This is a genomic window from Lactococcus sp. LG1074 (assembly GCF_017309525.1).
Lineage (GTDB): Bacteria > Bacillota > Bacilli > Lactobacillales > Streptococcaceae > Lactococcus > Lactococcus petauri.
In genome coordinates this window covers 1886739-1903362 of the sequence record NZ_CP071293.1, presented here as the reverse complement: position 1 = coordinate 1903362, position 16624 = coordinate 1886739, and the positions used below count along the sequence as shown (strand labels likewise).

Here is a 16624-nt window from a genome sequence, read left to right as displayed (position 1 = left end):
TTTTATGCTTAATATTGATCTTGTAAGAGTGTTTTAAGCTCTGAAATACTTGGCTGGCGTGGATTTCCAGGTGTGCATTGATCATCATAAACAAGGTTTGCAAGCTTATCGAGTTCACACTCCAAGTGGTTTTTATCAACACCATTTCCTGATAGAGTGACATCGATATCGATGCTGTCCGTCAATTTTTTAATTTCCTTAATAAGTTTGTCTACGAGTTCCGCATCATCTTTACCTGTAAGACCAATATAACGCGCAATTTCAGCGTAATCTTCTTGGGCACGGTAAATCTCATAACGTGGGTATGGTGTACGTTTAACGTTTCCTGTTACAGCGTTAAATTTAATGACGTGAGGCATAGCGATAGCGATAGCTAAACCATGTGGTAATTCAAACTCACCCCCCACTTTGTGGGCTAGGGAGTGATTAATACCGAGAAATGCATTGGCAAAGGCCATACCAGCTAAGGTTGCTGCATTGTGCATATTGGCGCGTGCGACTTGTCCTTCTTTAGAAGGCTTTGATGGGTCGTAGTGATATGAGGTTGTCAAATTATCAAAGATTAACTTAATGGCACGAAGTGATAATGGTTTAGTATAATCCGAAGCCATGACTGAAACATAGGATTCAAGCGCGTGACTGAGGGCATCAATACCTGACCAAGCCACAGTACGTTTTGGCACGGTCATAACAAATTCAGGGTCAACAATAGCTACTTGAGGTGTAAGTTGATAATCAGCTAAAGGATATTTAACATGGGTTTCATCATCGGTGATAACAGCAAAGGGCGTTACTTCAGAACCTGTACCAGAAGTGGTCGGAATACATACCAATTGCGTTTGATCTTGATGCGGGAATTTGACGATACGTTTACGAATATCGATGAATTTTTGCGCCAACTGCTCAAAGAGAGCTTTTAGTGCAACGTCATCATTGAGGTCAACCTCTCCACGAACAGAGTATTCATAAATCAAGCGGCCAATTTTTGCTGCATCAAGTGGAGAACCACCGCCGAGTGCGATAACTGTGTCAGGTTTAAAATCAGCCATTTGTCGAGCAATTTCAATCGCTTGTGAAAGTGTTGGGTCAGGTTTTACAGAACCATATATTGAAGTTTGAACTTGTGTTTCACGAACGGCCAATTGCTCAAGCATGTGGTCGACAAAGCCAAATTGCAACATGCCGTGGTCTGTGACGACAAAAGCACGCTCGATATTAGGCATTTCTTGTAGGTAAGAAATAGAGTTGTTTTCGTAGTAAATTTCTTTTGGCAGACGAACCCATTGTGGGCGATTACGACGACGTGCCACTGTTTTGATATTCAATAGATCATATGTACTCAAATTGTGTGAGATTGAATTTTTCCCCCATGAACCAGTTCCTAAAGTCAGCGATGGACGCATTGCATCAGTATAGATATCACCAACGCCTCCAATAGAATCTGGTTGGTTAACTAAGATACGTGCAGCACCAATAGCATCAGCATATTCTTTCACAAAAGGATCGTCTTGTGCACCTATCTGGATAGCCGCATTATGCCCAGCGCCTTGATAAGCCAAAAGTTTCTGAACGATGGCGGTACCATTTTCGCGTGAGGTAGATTTGTAAATTGACAAAAGCGGGCTAAGCTTTTCAGAAGAGAGAGCTTCACCAATGTTTTTTTCTTCCAATTCAAAGAGAAGAACATCTTTTCCTTCAGGTACTTTTACGCCTGCTTGTTCAGCAATCCATGGGCCAGGACGGCCGGCAACTGGACCAGTTACTCCGAAGCCCTCACCCGCACGCTCAACAAAAACAAATTTTTCGATGGCTGAATAATCTTCCTTTGGAACATTGTAAGCACCGTGAGCTTGAAGTTTTTCGAGGAATTCATCGTAAATTTCTGCAGCAACTACAGCAGAGTTTTCGGTAGCGCAAATCATGCCGTTATCAAAACGTTTAGAAAGTAGCAGGTCTTCAACTGCACGATCCACATTTGCAGTAGCATCAACGAAGACGGCACCATTACCTGCTCCCACTCCTAGTGAAGGGTTGCCTGACTTGAGTGCTGCATTAACCATTCCGGGTCCACCTGTAGCTAGAATAGAAGCAATACCGTGGTTTTGGATAAGTGCAGTAGTGTTGTAAAGACTTGGATCTTCGACCCATTGGATAAAGTTCTCAGGTGCCCCAGCTTTTAGGGCAGCTTCGTAGACAATACGTGCGGCATGAGAGGAACAATTTTGGGCTTGAGGATGAAAGGCGAATACGATAGCATTTCGTGTTTTTGCTGTTAAAAGTGATTTGAAAATTGTTGTAGAAGTAGGGTTGGTTGTTGGTACAATTCCTGCAAGCACACCCAAAGGGGCTGCAATTTCTACTGAGCCAGCAACTTTGTTCTCGCTGATTACTCCTACTGTTTTATCATTTTTAATTGAATTATAAACAGATTCTGAAGCAAAGCGGTTTTTAGTATCCTTATCCTCAACGATTCCTCGCCCTGTTTCATTATGAGCTTCGTGCGCAAGTTCCAGGGAATGTTCGCTTGCCGCTAAGGCCATTGCTGCGACAATTTTATCTACTTGCACTTGTGTGTAGCCTTCAAATTGTAAAGCGGCTTGATGTGCTTTTTTGACAAGACCGTCTGTATATTGCTCTGCTTTTTCCGCAAGTACAGCTTTATCAGCGGTTGTTAGTTCTTTTTTGGTATTCTTGCTTGACATATTTAAATTTCTCCTTTGTGAAATTTATCACGTTATTATTTTAACAAACTTTGAAAGTGCTGTCAAATAATATTGTGTAAAACCACACAAACTTTTTTTGATAAAATACTATCTGCATTTTAATGATAAAAAAACCGCCTTAAGGGCGGTTTTCATTAGAGTGTTGGTAAAATACATGTGCCCTCTGGGCTATAAAAATCTTTTTGCTTAAGTGTGAGCATTCCTGTTTTCCTATTACGGCGGAAAAGACTAATATTATCGCTATCTTGATGTGCTACGATAATAAAATCTTCTGTACTGTTGAAATTGAAATCGCGGGGCGTTTCCCCTTCAGTTTTTACAATATCTTCTAAAGTTATCTTTGTCCCTAAGGGGCTCACACTGTAGATGGCGATAGAATTATGTCCACGATTTGAAGCATAAAGAAATGCACCATCGGAAGAAAGACGGAGAGCAGATGCGCTCTTTGTGCCTTCAAAATCTACTGGAAGAGTACTGATTGTTTCCAGTGCAGCAAAGCGTCCTTTTTCTTCATTATAGCTGAGAACAGTTACAGTAGAAGAAAACTCACCAATAGCATAAGCAATCTTACCATTGGGATGGAAAGTAAGATGACGTACTCCAGTACCTGCAGGCATACGATAGAGGCTTACAAGAGAGAGCTTGCCTTCTTCACCAACAACATCGTAAACTGTAATCTCATCTGTACCCAAATCACAAGTAACTAAGCGTCCGTCAGGTGTAAGATCTGTGTAATGCACGTGAGGGCGTTCTTGGCCAGGGTGTACTTTTGATCCCTCGCCTTCATGTTTTACAGTGTCTGTTAAGGTAAGCGACCCATCTTTTTGAATTTTGTAGACACGGATTTCCCCTAAGTGATAATTGGCACCGTAAACAAAACCACGTTTATTATCAACGGCTACATAGCACAGAGGTGCGCCAACACTAGTAACATAGTTGAGAAGCTCTGTTTTACCTCTTTTATAGCTGAGAGCAGCAATACCGCCACCATTTTCATCTGCAGCACAAGTGTAAAGGTGCTGTTTTGTTTTGTCCAAAGCAAAATAAGTAGCATTTTGAACATGAGCAACTTCAGTTAGATTAGAAAGTTCTTCCTTTGCAATATCTAGGTCAAAACTATAAATCCCCTTTGATTCACGCTTAGTGTAACCGCCAACTAGAATTTTTTCACGCATATCTTGGCTCCTTTAACATTTAATATTCGTATAATTATTTTATCATAAATGAGCGTTTTCAGGAAACTAAATCTCTTGGAATTTGCGAAGATAGGACAGCCAACAAAATGACACAACAAGCTCTTGCAATAAGGGAGTGTTTAGTGTATAATAGTACTGTTGTCTATGGGCAATAATTTCACATTTTGACTTGACAGTGTCGTAGTGCACTTGTGTAGCGGCATTGGCTGACAGTTAAAAGAGGAAAAACTATTTTAAAAGGAGACATTAATATGTCAGTTATTTCAATGAAACAACTTCTTGAAGCTGGTGTTCACTTCGGTCACCAAACTCGTCGTTGGAACCCAAAAATGAAACCATACATCTTCACAGAACGTAATGGTATCCACGTTATCGACCTTCAAAAAACAGTTAAACTTGTTGACGATGCTTACAACTATGTACGTAACGCTTCATCTGAAGGTGCTGTAGTACTTTTTGTTGGTACTAAAAAACAAGCTTCAGAAGCTGTTAAAGAAGAAGCACTTCGTGCTGGTCAATACTATGTAAACCACCGTTGGCTTGGTGGTATGCTCACTAACTGGAATACTATCCAAAAACGTGTAGCACGCCTTAAATCAATCAACAAAATGGAAGAAGACGGAACTTTCGAAGTATTGCCTAAGAAAGAAGTTGTTCTTTTGAACAAAGAACGCGAACGTCTTGAAAAATTCATCGGTGGTATCGCTGACATGCCTCGCATCCCAGATGTGATGTACGTTGTTGACCCACACAATGAACAAATCGCTATCCAAGAAGCTCAAAAATTGGGAATCCCAGTTGTAGCAATGGTTGATACAAATGCTGACCCAGATCCAATCGACGTTATTATCCCAGCAAACGATGATGCTATCCGTGCAGTTAAATTGATCACTGCTAAAATGGCTGACGCTATCATCGAAGGTCGTCAAGGCGAAGATTCAGTAGAAGCTGAACTTGCGGTTAAAGATACTGCTGCTTCAGAAGAATCACTTGAAGAACTTGCTGAAATCGTTGAAGGCAAATAATTTGTAATGAATAATACAGGCGAGGCCCTACGCCTCCCTGTTTTTTTATAAAATATAATAATAGGAGAATTATACAATGGCAGTAACAGCAGCTCAAGTAAAAGAATTGCGTGAAAAAACTGGTGCAGGTATCATGGATGCTAAACGTGCACTTGTTGAAACTGATGGAAATATGGAAGCAGCCGCTGAGCTCCTTCGTGAAAAAGGTATTGCGAAAGCTGAGAAAAAAGCTGACCGTATCGCCGCTGAAGGTTTGACAGGTATCGCTGTAAATGGTAATACTGCAGCACTTATCGAATTGAACTCAGAAACAGACTTCGTTGCTAAAAATGAACAATTCGTTGCTATCGTTAAAGAAACAGCTGAACTTATTGCAGAGAAAAAACCTGCAACTAATGAAGAAGCTTTGGCTTTGACAACTGCAGAAGGTATCAGCCTTGAAGATTCTTACACACAAGCTACAGCGACAATTGGTGAAAAAATTTCATTCCGTCGTTTCCAACTTATCGAAAAAACAGATGCGCAAACCTTTGGTGTTTACCAACACAACCAAGGTCGTATCGGTGTAGTTACAGTTGTTGAAGGTGGAGATGCTGAGCTGGCTAAAGCAGTTGCAATGCATATCGCTGCGATGAACCCAACTGTTCTCTCTTACAAAGAGTTGGATGCTGAGTTTGTTCATGATGAGTTAGCTAAATTAAACCACACAATCGATGAAGATAACGAAAGCCGCAAATTGGTAAACAAACCAATGCTTCCACATCTTGCCTACGGATCACGTAGCCAATTGACTGAAGAAGTTCTTGCAAATGCTGAAGCAGAAATGAAAGAAGAACTTTTGGCTGAAGGTAAACCAGAAGCGATCTTGGGTAAAATCATCCCTGGTAAAGTTGCAAAATTCATCATTGATAACACTAAAGTCGACCAAGCCTACACACTTCTTGGACAACTTTATGTTATGGATGACAGCAAAACAGTAGAAGCTTTCCTTGAGTCTAAAGGGGCTAAAGTTGTAGCATTTACACGTTACGAAGTGGGTGAAGGTATCGAGAAAGCAGAAAATAACTTCGCGGCTGAAGTTGCTGAAGCAGCAGGTCTTGCTTAATTATAAAAAAAAACAGTTCATTAGAGCTGTTTTTTTATGACTATTTGTGTGAAGCGCTTCTTTTTCATGGTTTTAAACTTATAGTGTGTGTAATCTAAAAAATGTAGAAAAGTGATGTAAAATCAAATATAATGTGCTATAATAAAGAGTGAAACTTTGTATTTAAAAATAAGTTTAAATAAAAAGATAAAATTACCTAAAGTTTTGGAGAGAAGATGTCAAGTACAATAATTATTCTTTTGGGCGTTCTCATAGTGATTGTCGTTGGATTCTATGTATTTTCAATGGTAATGCGTAAGAAAACAGAAAATCGTATTCTTGAGTTGGAAGAGCGCAAAGAGCTGCTTTTTGATTTACCTGTGCAAGAAGAATTAGATGCCGTCAAGAAGATGCATCTCGTTGGACAGTCACAGACCATTTTCCGTGAGTGGAACCAAAAATGGATTGATTTGTCATCAGATTCATTTGCTGATTTAGAAAACCATATTTTTGAAGCTGAGCAATTGAATGACTCCTTCCATTTTTTCCGTGCACGTGAGTCTGCTGATGATAGCGAAGCACAAATCGAAGTTATGGAATCTGAAGTCGAAGCGATTCGTGCAGGTGTTGCAGAGTTGGTCGAACAAGAAAAACGTAATTCGACAAAAATTCAAGAATCTCTTGACCTTTATGAAACACTCCGCGATGAAATCACTGATAACCAAGAAAAATATGGTACAGTTATTGACGAAATTAACCGTCACTTAGCAAACATAGAAACAGAATTTTCACAGTTTGTTACGCTTAACTCAACAGGGGATCCGATTGAAGCAGCCGAAGTGTTAGAAACTGCGGAAGAACATACAATTGCTTTGCGTGCAATTACAGAGCAAATCCCAGACTTGCTTGTTGTTGTCGATAAAGAGTTGCCAAAACAAATTGAAGAGTTAGAAGAAACAGTTCATAAGTTCGAAGAGGAAGATTACGTACTTCCTGCAAGTGTTAACCTTGAGAATGAAATGAAAGCTATCCAAGATGATTTGGAGGAAGCTAAAGCCCTTCTTGACAGTTTTGAACTTGAAGCAACGGAAGCCCGTATTTCTTCAATTAATGACCGTATTAACGGTATTTATGACATTTTTGAGCGTGAATATAAAGCACGTCGTAGCGTAGAAAAACGCGTCAATATTCTCCGAAGCTATATCGAACACACACGTGCAAACAACAAAAACCTTTTGTTAGAAATCGACCACACGATGCAGTCATATTTGCTGTCTGACAATGAAAAAGCAGCTGTACGTAGCTACTCTGAACATCTTGATATCCTCGAAGGGGAAGTTGACAGTGTGCTTGAAGCAGTTAAAGAAAAACAAAAACCTTACTCTGCTTTAGGTGGAAATGTAAATTCAATTATTGAAGCTTTGGAAGATATCGAAAAGAACCAAATTAGTATTAGTGAAGGACTTGCTAACTTACGTGAGCAAGAAAAAGTTGCACAAGAAGCTGCTGATCGCTTTGACTCAGAATTACGCATCATCAAGCGTTATGTGGAAAAACGTAACCTTCCAGGTTTACCGAAAGATTATTTAGATCTCTTCTTTGCGACAAGTGAGCGCTTAGAAGCCCTCTTTAAAGAATTAGGTAAAGTACGTATTAATATTGATGTAGTGAACCATCAACTTGACACATCTACTCAAGATATGGAAGCCTTGAAAGATGCAACAGATGATTTAGTAGATCATGCCGTTCTTGCAGAACAGTTGATGCAATATGCTAATCGTTATAAAGCAAGTGATGAACGTATTGCTGGAGCCATTGCTCGAAGCTTACAACTCTTTGATCGTGCGCGCAACTATGATGGAGCTTTTAACGAAATTTCAAACGCTCTAGAAATGGTTGAACCAGGAGCAGCAGAACGTATTGCAAATGTATACAATAATCACAAAGAAAAACCAGATTATCGTTAATAAAAAGACGTAAGGAAACTTACGTCTTTTTATTTTATATCATTTTAAAATGTCCTTTCCTAACAAGCTCAAGTCTCGAATAAAAGGACAAATGGTTATTGTATGAAATATGTTATAATAGGCCTTTAACAGAAAATGGGTTTATATAGCAGTAGATATTTGATTGCGGAAGAGGAAATTTGAAGTTAACCAAAAAACTAACCAAGCAGAAAAAAGTGTGTATAAAATTTGTAAAATAAAGAGTTACTGATTATAAAATTAGTAGCTTTTTACTTTATAAATTTTTTATAATGAAACTGACTAAATTCTAAACCACATGTTATAATAAAAAAAGTTGGTGATAAAGTATTCAATTTACCCAGAATTCAAAGTGTTATATTGTACATTGTATTAAAATATGGTAGAATAGTTTAGTTATACTTTCAATTAGGAGTTGTTTCATGAAATACTATGCAATAAGAAAAGGCAGAGATACTGGGATTTTTATGGATTGGCCTACTGTGCAACCAAAAATTCAAGGATTTAAGGGCGCAGAATATAAGAGCTTTAAAACAAAAGAGGAAGCTCGAGAATATTTGGAAAATAGTTCTGAATCACTTGATTTAGAAATTACCCAAGAAACTGTTTTAGCATACGTAGATGGCTCTTATTCTAAAGGAATAGATAAATATGGTTCAGGTATTGTCATCTTAGATAATGCTAGAAATTATATTACTGAATTCTCTTTTTCAGGTAATAATCCAGAATTTATGGTATCTAATAATGTTGCCGGAGAGATATGTGCTACAATAAGGGCTATAGAATATGCAATTGAAAATGATTTTAGGCAAGTAGTTATTTATTTTGATTATGAAGGTATTGAAAAATGGGCTAATGGTTCGTGGTCAACAAATAAACCAATTAGTAAATATTATTTCTCTAGAATAACAGAATTAAAATCAACAATAGATATTCGTTTTGAGAAAGTAGATGCGCATACAGGTGATGAATATAATGAAAGTGCGGATCTATTGGCAAAAAATGCAATACGTGAAAGAAGCCATACAGAGAATAAAGATGGAAGCGTTACGTTAAAAAATATTCCATTAGAAGAAGTTGAAATAGTAAATAAATTGATTGAGGAGTCTTTCTCAGATAAGTTTTTATTAAAAACTTCTAAAACACAGATAATGGAAAGTTTTGTATATAGTCATCTTTCAGAATGTTTGAGAGTAAATTATTATTTTAAACATCGTACTTTGCAAATTCAAGGGAAGCCTTCTAATTTAATGTATCATGTTATGTCATATTTTATTCAGTTACTTCCAAATGCTGAAGAAGTTATTAACACGATGAATGAGTTGCAAGAGGATAATGTTTCATATAGTGTTGTAGAGTCTACTTTTCAACAATTGTTACCTAATTATAGAATAACAGAACAAGAAGTAAACAATGCTTTATATCAAGCTGTACAAAATTATGAAACCTCAATGGAACAACATGATTATACTTATTTGATATTTCCAGCTTTTAGAGCTTTGGAATATTTCTTGCATAAAACACTAAGTAAAGCTGGTTTAGAAACAGCAAATGCAAAGGGCGTTAACACATTTAGCTTTTTTGATGAAAACCGACATATTCAAGAAAAACATAAAGATAAATTTTCGGATGTAGAAAGAGATTACGTTGAAAGCCTGTATGAGTTTTATAGAAGTAGAAGGCATAAATATTTTCATTGGGCGCAAGACTCTGTGGATACAGCCATAATTGAAGATATTCAAACAGTAAGAACTGAAATTAAAGATGCATGTGAGATCATGGATAAATATTATATAATTTATAAATAAAATAGAAAGGTGGAGGACAGAATGAAAATTACTAAAAAAGAAGATTTAATTATTGTTTCTTTAGAGTCATCTAGTTTTGATTATTTAGTAATTGGTACTTCTGAGTTTGCACCATTTTACAAAATAAGAGAACAAGCTGATTTATTATTTTCTAAATCTAACGCAAAAATTTTAATTGACTCCCTCACTTCAGTAGGGAATACAACTAATAGATTTACAGAATTAAGTATAGAAAATGGTGTGATTAAGACAGGTAGTAGAAAAAGAATTTCTTTAGATAGAACAGATTCTTTGAGGGTAAAGGTAAGTAACATACTGCGAGAAGAAAAGGAAGTTATAGAAAATACTCCCTTAAATTCTGTTGAGAAAGATATAATTTTTTCAGGAATTGCTATCTAGTTTTAATTATATATTTTGAAAATTGATTATAGAAGTAGATTTAAATAAGAGTATACTAAAAAAATAATCTTAAGAGTCATTGGGAGATATATTTCTGATGACTTTTTTGTCTATTTTTTTATATTGTAAGGGTTAAAGAGATTACTTTATAACTATGATATAATTTCAATATAAGGAGAGTTTAAAATTTTATGGAAGAAAATAAGCATCAAGTAGAAGTTAGGGAAGAGTTTGAGATAAAAAGATATAATGTTTTTGTTACTTTAATAGGTGTTATGATTGTAGTAGGAGCTACAGCTTACTTTTCAGATAAGTTTTTATATCATGTGCCAGTTGTGGGTTTTTTCTTATCCTTTTTAGTAACTTTCATTGTTATACTATTCTCGTTTTTATACGTTGTTAGAAGATATGCTTTTCTATCACTCATATTATTAATATTAGCTCTCTTTTCGGGTGGTATTATTCCTATTGTTGTTTTAGCAATTGGTTTAGTTGCCCTCTTTTATTCTGCAAGGTATTTTGTTGATAAATGGATAGGATGGTATATTTACAGTTATTTCATTAATACGTGGTATTTTGTTTTAAGTCAAATTCCATTTTCATTATTTACAGAAGCCTATCTGAGGTCGCAAGAGAAAAAAGCTCAAGCAGAACGTTTTAGATTTGAAGAACAACAAAGAGAGTATACTAGAAGAAGTCAAGAAGCATATCAAGAATGGGAAAAACAACAAAATAGCTACTCAGATAAAAATGAGAGCCGATCTTATAATACGTATGATCCCTATAAAGTTTTAGGAGTTACTCCACAAACTCCACTAAGTGAAATAAAAAAAGTATACCGTAAACTAGCAAAAGCATATCACCCAGATTTGAACCACGAAGAAGGAGCAAGTGAAAAGTTTAAAGAAATTCAAGAAGCATGGGAAATCATTATGAAAAAATAAAAAAAGAGTAGATTAAATTTCTACTCTTTTTCCTTACCTAAATTTTAGTATTCTGCTTGGTATTTTTGTAAAGCTTCACAGATTACAGGTTTGTAATACTCAGGATCAACTCCAAGATATTCCGCAATTTTTAAATAGTTAGGCTGAGGTATTTCTTCAGTTGCTAGTAAAGATATTAAATCCGCAATTCCATCTTTATTTGCTGAAGCTTCTACTTTAAGTATTTGTAAAGAATTATAAAATCCTATATCGCCATGTCTAACATGTTCTAATTCATGTAAGATTACTTTTAATTCTTCTAATTCAGGAAGTCCTGCTCGAACAATAATATAATCATTTCCGTTATCATGGATATATTTTCCTTTAGATTTTAAAGTTCCTGTATAGTCGTAAAGAAGGGTAACATTTTCGTCTTTACAAAATCGCCATACTTTATGTATCAAAAAATTACTTTCCTTTACTCTCGAGATAATCCTTTATTAAGTTATGGATAATTTCTTTATCCTCATCATCTAGGGGGCTTCCATCAAAACTTTTTGAGTTTTCAATGCTTTCATCAAGACGTTTAGAGTCATAATCTTTAGCAGTAGTATTTCCGAGGAGATAATCTGTACTAACATTAAAATATTCCGCTAATTTAGTCAGTTTATCATTACTAGGATTTACTTTTTTATAATGATACATAGAATTTTTGGAATAACCTAAATCGGCTTCGATTTCGTTAAAAGATTTTTTGTTTTCTTTTGCGAGAGATTTTAGGCGTTCGTAAAACATTTTGAGACCTCCTTAAAAATAATTAAAAAAAATATAGTTATCAGTTGACAAAATTAACCTGTTGCGTTAAAATGATAAATGTAGTTAACGTGAAGCATTAAAAAACTACAAAAGAATAAGCAAATAGCCCCAGTGAGTGGAGCTTCTTGCAAGTTGTTATTTAATAACATAGAACATTATTATTATAACAATTTTTAAGGAGAAAAGCCAATGGCGACAAATGCTTATAAAGGGTTGCTACTTACAGCACGCTTAGCAGAGCGTAAATTGTTATAGGACGAGAAATGAAGACAGCCACCTAGATTATTCTAGGAGTGTATAAGTTGTACGCTTGAAGAAGTCGGGAAAGTTTTGGGAAGTCAAGTATGCTTAGAGTAACGCTTGCTTCTGTCTAACAGGTAATACAAGGGGTATTATTTCGAGGAAAACAAAATTTTCATTTTAAAACCGATACTGTACCCACTCACAGCTAAGGGGTTATCGCAGTCGCTGTTCAGATCCTACCGCTCTTATTCCTTTATTAAGTCTTGGAATAGGTTGACTGTCGTGATGATAGACAATGGCGGAAGGTTAATAGACGAAAAAACTGTCTGTTAACTTATGAATACTTTTTTTGGTATTCATTTTAATAGACAATAAGATAAAAAGAAAGCCTTGAAAATTAGGGCTTTTTTATTATGAATGAAGTAAAAACTTATATTTCCTTGTAGGTGTGATAATGACTACCTAGGACAAGAGCTATAAGTTTTTTATGGGTACATAAGATAATGGCTAGTCCGCAAGTCTCCAAAACTTGCTGTGGGGGTTCAAATCCCTCTGTACCTGTTCTACTTTGTGATATACTAAGAGTAGAAAGAGATACTTCTGAAAGGAGACAACATGATTTTAACTATTGAAGAAATTACAAAAAAAGTAGCACCTATTGCGAAAAAATATAATTTGAAAGAAGTTTATTTATTTGGCTCTTATGCAAGAGGTGAAGCAAGAGAAGATAGTGATATTGATTTATTGTATGTGAAATTTGATAATTCAATGTCACTGACAACTAAGTACATGTTGCTTGATGAACTAGAAGATAGTTTAGGAAAGAAAGTAGACTTAGTTTCATTACAGGCTTTTGTAATGAATAAAAAAGTACCAGGCACAGATGAAATCTTAGAAAATATTGAACAGGAGAGAGAAGAAATTTATGCAGCATAACCGTGATTTATACTATTTAGAGCAAATGGTATATCATGCAGAGGAAGCTCTTGAATTTTTTAGTCAAATTGATAACTCAGAAGAACGTTTATTTAATGATAGCCTATATCAAAAAGGTATTTCTAAGAGCTTAGAACAAATGGGAGAAATGCTTGCGGTTGGTCGCATTTCTGAGGAGTTACAGGAGCGGTATAACTATATTCCATGGCGAGCTATTAAAGGTTATCGAAATATGGGTGTACATGAATATGACCGTATAGACTGGAGCGAGGTTTCAGCATTATTAAAATTAGAGCTAAGAGGTAATATAGCAGATTTACAAATGATTATTCAAAAAGAAAGAAGAAATAAACAGCTTTAAGGCTGTTTTTTTATTGGATTTTTTATGATTTCGAATAGAGAACAATTATTTATTAATATTGAAAAATTAGAAGATAAAGTACAGAAGTATGAACAACTTTTTTTATTAAATATCTCTGTAGATGTAAATACAGAAATTGAACAGATTATTTTTCAATTGAAACAGGGATTATCTATAAATTATTTGGTTCTTTTGATTTCATATAGTTTTTAAAGGAGAATACTATGATATCAATTTCTCAAAATTTAATTGGGTTAAGACGTGCAAGAAGTTTAGAGCGTAAAGAAGTATGCGAAGCTTTAGGACTACTTCCTACAAGCTATGCAAGATATGAAACGGGCTTACGTGTTCCTGATATAGAATTATTAGGAAAGTTTGCATGCTATTATAACGTTACGATTGATTACTTAACAGGTCACACTGATCTAGTGAGTAAAGAAGAATACTTTCAAGAAGTATTAGAAGTGATTGCGGATATGGGCGGCTGTACAGGAGCTATGGCGAGTGAAGCGTTGAACATTTAATAAAGCTATTGAATATTTTCGAGTTTCCTAGAGGTTTATATTTGATATTAAGGATTGATTCAGTTAAAATTAATTTTGTAATTGACATAAGTTAGTTATTAATAAAACAGTAGGTGAGAAAAAGTGACAAAGAAGAATTGGAATATCTTGATATTTGGTATTATTATTTTATGTATAATTATAATGGGAATATTGTGGATAAAAAATGATAAATTAACTCATGAAGAAAATTATTTCGAAAGAAGTAAGGCTTTGAAGGGGATTGATATTGAGACAAAACAAGAAAATAGCAAATCATATAGAGTGTTTGCCGATTATCCAAAAGTGAAAAATGAAGATATTAGTCAGGGATTAGAAGCGTTTACTGATGGAGAAATTGCAGCATTTAAGGTAAACTATCCTGAAAATCAAAAAGTCATGAGTGAATTTTATCAGAACTTTGAAACACATCGCTTATCAGAAAATATTGTGGGTTTTAAATTTAATTCAATGATTATGAATAAAAGCATGGCAAATCCAATAAACAGTGTACATACAAAGAGTTATAATTTAAAAACAGGTAGCCCATTATATATTACAGATATACTTAGTAGTACATCAAGTTTGTCTGAAATTTCAAAAATTGCATATGATAAATTGAGCAATGAAAAAATTTATAAGGAAAATAAAGAAGAAGTATCTGACTTGAAAGAAGGATTGTATCCTAAAGAAGAAAATTTTGAGAATTTTCTATTGGATAATAACGATTTGATACTTTTCTTTAAGCCATATCAAATTGGTTCGCGTTCAAATCCAGTATCATCTGTAAAGATTCCTTTCAATGAATTGGATGGTATTGTAAAAGAAGAATATCTTAAGTCAGATTCTTTAAATGATTCACAAAGTAGCAGTAAGGCACTTAATTCCCAGAATAAAAAAGGTGAAAAGAGTCTAGGTAAGAAGAAGTTAGTTGCTTTAACTTTTGATGACGGACCATCTCCTGAAACTACACTACGTTTATTATCAATATTGAAAAAAGAAAATGTGCCAGCAACTTTCTTCGTTCTAGGAAATCGAGTGCAATTCTATCCAGAGATTGTACGTAAAGCTTATCAAGAAGGACATCAAATTGGTTCACACACTTATAATCATCTAAATTTACCTGAACTACCAATTGAGGAAGCTCAAAAGGAAATTAATATGACTAGAGATATTATCAAACAAACAATTGGGAAAGATCCAGAAGGCACACGACCACCTTACGGAGCAACTACTCCACAAATTACAACGATTGTTAATAATCCAGTCATCCAGTGGAGTGTAGATTCTCTTGATTGGGAAAGTAAGAATGCAGACAGTATTGAGCAGACAGTATTGAGTGAGGTTTACGATGGTTCTATCATACTTATGCACGATATCTATGACTCATCTGTTGATGGAGCGCAAAAAGTGATTACTGACTTGAAAAAACAAGGTTATACCTTTGTTACAGTCAACCAATTAATTGAGTCTCGAGGCAATCTTGAAAATGGGAAACAATATTTTGATGCAGTGAAATAGTTAAGTAAATAATGAATAAAATTATAAATAAAAGGTACCCTATGTTTTCAACTAGTGGTACTTTTTTTGTTGTTATCGTATAAAGGTTAGTACAGAAGGTCTTTTTAATTTTTGGTGCAGGTTCGACTCCTGTTAGCAACATGGTCAGAAATGACGTTAAACATTAAAAAAAATAAAGAGCATAAGGAGAATAATATGCAATTACAAGAAGTTCCTGTAATGGAATTAAAAGAACTCACAAATGACGGTAAGATTTATGTTTTACCAGAATATGAAACTGTAGCACGTACGGCTGAAATGCCTGAACATACAGTTTTATCAGGTGCAGGAGACGGGGAGAAAAACTTCCATATCGTCTGCTTTGGTAAAGTACCTAAAAAAGACGAGTTGCGAAAAGCTGTTCTTGGTGGATTGGTAGAAATTGAAGTCGAAGGACATGAACCAACACTTATTGACTTTAACTATGCAGAAAATGGTGTTACAAAAAACCAAATGGCTTTACGTTTAAATGAAGTCAAAATCAAAGGAGGAAAATAACAATGGCAAAATACGGACTTAATCAATTCAATCGTACGATTACACAAAACCCTAAAAAACTTTTTGGCACTATGACTTATTTAGGTGTTGAAAATGTTCCTGAAATGATGTTTATTGATGAAGCTACAGGGGAAAGATTTGAACAACAAAATGCAGAAGGAACATTAAAAGAAGTTCCTACTGGTGAAATTGGTAGTAAATATATTATGATTGCTTCACCAAATTATCCGAAACAAATTGATATTAAAGTTCCTCTTGACTTTGATGAAACAACAGTTCCTTTCCGCAGTGAAATTGAACTTGTTGAACCTGTGACAGCTTCTGTATTCAAATCAAATCATGAAGTTGTTGGACGTAATGGACGTGTACAAAGTGTGCCTAAAATTACTTTCCCTTTGAAGGCATCAGGTGTTAAAGTTGTGACAGGTTCAAGTTCCAATGTAAATACGAACTCTGAATCACCACGTACAAACACACAGGAAGAACAGTCTAAGCCCAAAAATAAATAAAGGATAGGAGGGAAAC

General features: G+C 35.1%; 16 protein-coding genes and 1 tRNA gene. 13 read left to right on the top strand and 4 right to left on the bottom strand.

What is annotated here, in order from left to right; translation table 11 throughout:
* Positions 1-8 precede the first annotated feature (8 nt).
* Together adhE and J0J36_RS09480 are read right to left on the bottom strand one after the other, a co-directional pair.
* Positions 9-2702 carry a bifunctional acetaldehyde-CoA/alcohol dehydrogenase gene (gene adhE / locus J0J36_RS09485; protein ID WP_019291939.1) on the bottom strand — a complete coding sequence of 898 codons (2694 nt, stop codon included), beginning with the start codon at positions 2700-2702 and terminating at the stop codon, positions 9-11.
* Between the two features lie 155 nt (positions 2703-2857).
* Positions 2858-3898, bottom strand: coding sequence for a lactonase family protein (locus tag J0J36_RS09480; protein WP_019291938.1), 1041 nt, complete (start codon positions 3896-3898; stop codon positions 2858-2860).
* Between the two features lie 272 nt (positions 3899-4170).
* On the opposite strand from J0J36_RS09480, the gene rpsB reads away from it, so the two are divergent.
* From rpsB to J0J36_RS09450, 6 genes are all read left to right on the top strand, one after another.
* Positions 4171-4944, top strand: a complete 774-nt coding sequence (gene rpsB, locus J0J36_RS09475; RefSeq protein WP_003133158.1) for a 30S ribosomal protein S2 — start codon at positions 4171-4173, stop codon at positions 4942-4944.
* A gap of 76 nt (positions 4945-5020) precedes the next feature.
* On the top strand, positions 5021-6049 hold the full coding sequence (gene tsf, locus J0J36_RS09470) for a translation elongation factor Ts (RefSeq protein WP_003133160.1): 1029 nt from the start codon (positions 5021-5023) through the stop codon (positions 6047-6049).
* Positions 6050-6264: 215 nt separating this feature from the next.
* Positions 6265-7995 (top strand): septation ring formation regulator EzrA, encoded by a 1731-nt coding sequence (gene ezrA, locus J0J36_RS09465; protein ID WP_017369501.1) that lies wholly within the window; start codon positions 6265-6267, stop codon positions 7993-7995.
* Between the two features lie 440 nt (positions 7996-8435).
* Entirely contained in the window at positions 8436-9821 is a 1386-nt protein-coding gene (locus J0J36_RS09460; protein WP_206886729.1) for a viroplasmin family protein, read from the top strand.
* Positions 9822-9842: 21 nt separating this feature from the next.
* Complete coding sequence (locus tag J0J36_RS09455; protein ID WP_206886728.1) at positions 9843-10220, top strand: type II toxin-antitoxin system RnlB family antitoxin; 378 nt, start codon at positions 9843-9845, stop codon at positions 10218-10220.
* Between the two features lie 191 nt (positions 10221-10411).
* On the top strand, positions 10412-11164 hold the full coding sequence (locus J0J36_RS09450) for a DnaJ domain-containing protein (RefSeq protein ID WP_242520620.1): 753 nt from the start codon (positions 10412-10414) through the stop codon (positions 11162-11164).
* Between the two features lie 44 nt (positions 11165-11208).
* Here J0J36_RS09450 and J0J36_RS09445 read toward each other — a convergent pair whose 3' ends face one another.
* Together J0J36_RS09445 and J0J36_RS09440 are read right to left on the bottom strand one after the other, a co-directional pair.
* Complete coding sequence (locus J0J36_RS09445) at positions 11209-11607, bottom strand: hypothetical protein (RefSeq protein ID WP_206886727.1); 399 nt, start codon at positions 11605-11607, stop codon at positions 11209-11211.
* A gap of 4 nt (positions 11608-11611) precedes the next feature.
* Positions 11612-11938 (bottom strand): helix-turn-helix transcriptional regulator, encoded by a 327-nt coding sequence (locus tag J0J36_RS09440; protein WP_206886726.1) that lies wholly within the window; start codon positions 11936-11938, stop codon positions 11612-11614.
* 753 nt (positions 11939-12691) lie between these two features.
* Between J0J36_RS09440 and J0J36_RS09435 the strand changes: the two genes are divergently transcribed.
* From J0J36_RS09435 to J0J36_RS09405, 7 genes are all read left to right on the top strand, one after another.
* Positions 12692-12763: transfer RNA gene (locus tag J0J36_RS09435), tRNA-Trp, on the top strand.
* Between the two features lie 54 nt (positions 12764-12817).
* Entirely contained in the window at positions 12818-13138 is a 321-nt protein-coding gene (locus tag J0J36_RS09430; protein WP_017370970.1) for a nucleotidyltransferase family protein, read from the top strand.
* Positions 13128-13499: a DUF86 domain-containing protein gene (locus J0J36_RS09425; RefSeq protein WP_019299211.1), complete on the top strand. Its 372-nt coding sequence runs from the start codon at positions 13128-13130 to the stop codon at positions 13497-13499. Before J0J36_RS09430 ends, J0J36_RS09425 begins: the two co-directional genes overlap by 11 nt.
* 224 nt (positions 13500-13723) lie before the next feature.
* Complete coding sequence (locus tag J0J36_RS09420) at positions 13724-14023, top strand: helix-turn-helix domain-containing protein (RefSeq protein ID WP_206886725.1); 300 nt, start codon at positions 13724-13726, stop codon at positions 14021-14023.
* Positions 14024-14146: 123 nt separating this feature from the next.
* On the top strand, positions 14147-15562 hold the full coding sequence (locus J0J36_RS09415; protein WP_206886724.1) for a polysaccharide deacetylase family protein: 1416 nt from the start codon (positions 14147-14149) through the stop codon (positions 15560-15562).
* A gap of 195 nt (positions 15563-15757) precedes the next feature.
* Positions 15758-16099 (top strand): hypothetical protein, encoded by a 342-nt coding sequence (locus J0J36_RS09410; RefSeq protein WP_206886723.1) that lies wholly within the window; start codon positions 15758-15760, stop codon positions 16097-16099.
* 2 nt (positions 16100-16101) lie between these two features.
* Positions 16102-16608, top strand: a complete 507-nt coding sequence (locus tag J0J36_RS09405; RefSeq protein ID WP_206886722.1) for a hypothetical protein — start codon at positions 16102-16104, stop codon at positions 16606-16608.
* The last annotated feature ends 16 nt before the right edge of the window (positions 16609-16624 follow it).

Excerpts from the sequence above, each read along its gene's own strand:
- adhE (WP_019291939.1), bottom strand. The coding sequence starts at position 2,702 with ATGTCAAGCAAGAATACCAAAAAAGAACTAACAACCGCTGATAAAGCT.
- J0J36_RS09480 (WP_019291938.1), bottom strand. The coding sequence starts at position 3,898 with ATGCGTGAAAAAATTCTAGTTGGCGGTTACACTAAGCGTGAATCAAAG.
- rpsB (WP_003133158.1), top strand. The coding sequence starts at position 4,171 with ATGTCAGTTATTTCAATGAAACAACTTCTTGAAGCTGGTGTTCACTTC.
- tsf (WP_003133160.1), top strand. The coding sequence starts at position 5,021 with ATGGCAGTAACAGCAGCTCAAGTAAAAGAATTGCGTGAAAAAACTGGT.
- ezrA (WP_017369501.1), top strand. The coding sequence starts at position 6,265 with ATGTCAAGTACAATAATTATTCTTTTGGGCGTTCTCATAGTGATTGTC.
- J0J36_RS09460 (WP_206886729.1), top strand. The coding sequence starts at position 8,436 with ATGAAATACTATGCAATAAGAAAAGGCAGAGATACTGGGATTTTTATG.
- J0J36_RS09455 (WP_206886728.1), top strand. The coding sequence starts at position 9,843 with ATGAAAATTACTAAAAAAGAAGATTTAATTATTGTTTCTTTAGAGTCA.
- J0J36_RS09450 (WP_242520620.1), top strand. The coding sequence starts at position 10,412 with ATGGAAGAAAATAAGCATCAAGTAGAAGTTAGGGAAGAGTTTGAGATA.
- J0J36_RS09440 (WP_206886726.1), bottom strand. The coding sequence starts at position 11,938 with ATGTTTTACGAACGCCTAAAATCTCTCGCAAAAGAAAACAAAAAATCT.
- J0J36_RS09430 (WP_017370970.1), top strand. The coding sequence starts at position 12,818 with ATGATTTTAACTATTGAAGAAATTACAAAAAAAGTAGCACCTATTGCG.
- J0J36_RS09425 (WP_019299211.1), top strand. The coding sequence starts at position 13,128 with ATGCAGCATAACCGTGATTTATACTATTTAGAGCAAATGGTATATCAT.
- J0J36_RS09420 (WP_206886725.1), top strand. The coding sequence starts at position 13,724 with ATGATATCAATTTCTCAAAATTTAATTGGGTTAAGACGTGCAAGAAGT.
- J0J36_RS09410 (WP_206886723.1), top strand. The coding sequence starts at position 15,758 with ATGCAATTACAAGAAGTTCCTGTAATGGAATTAAAAGAACTCACAAAT.
- J0J36_RS09405 (WP_206886722.1), top strand. The coding sequence starts at position 16,102 with ATGGCAAAATACGGACTTAATCAATTCAATCGTACGATTACACAAAAC.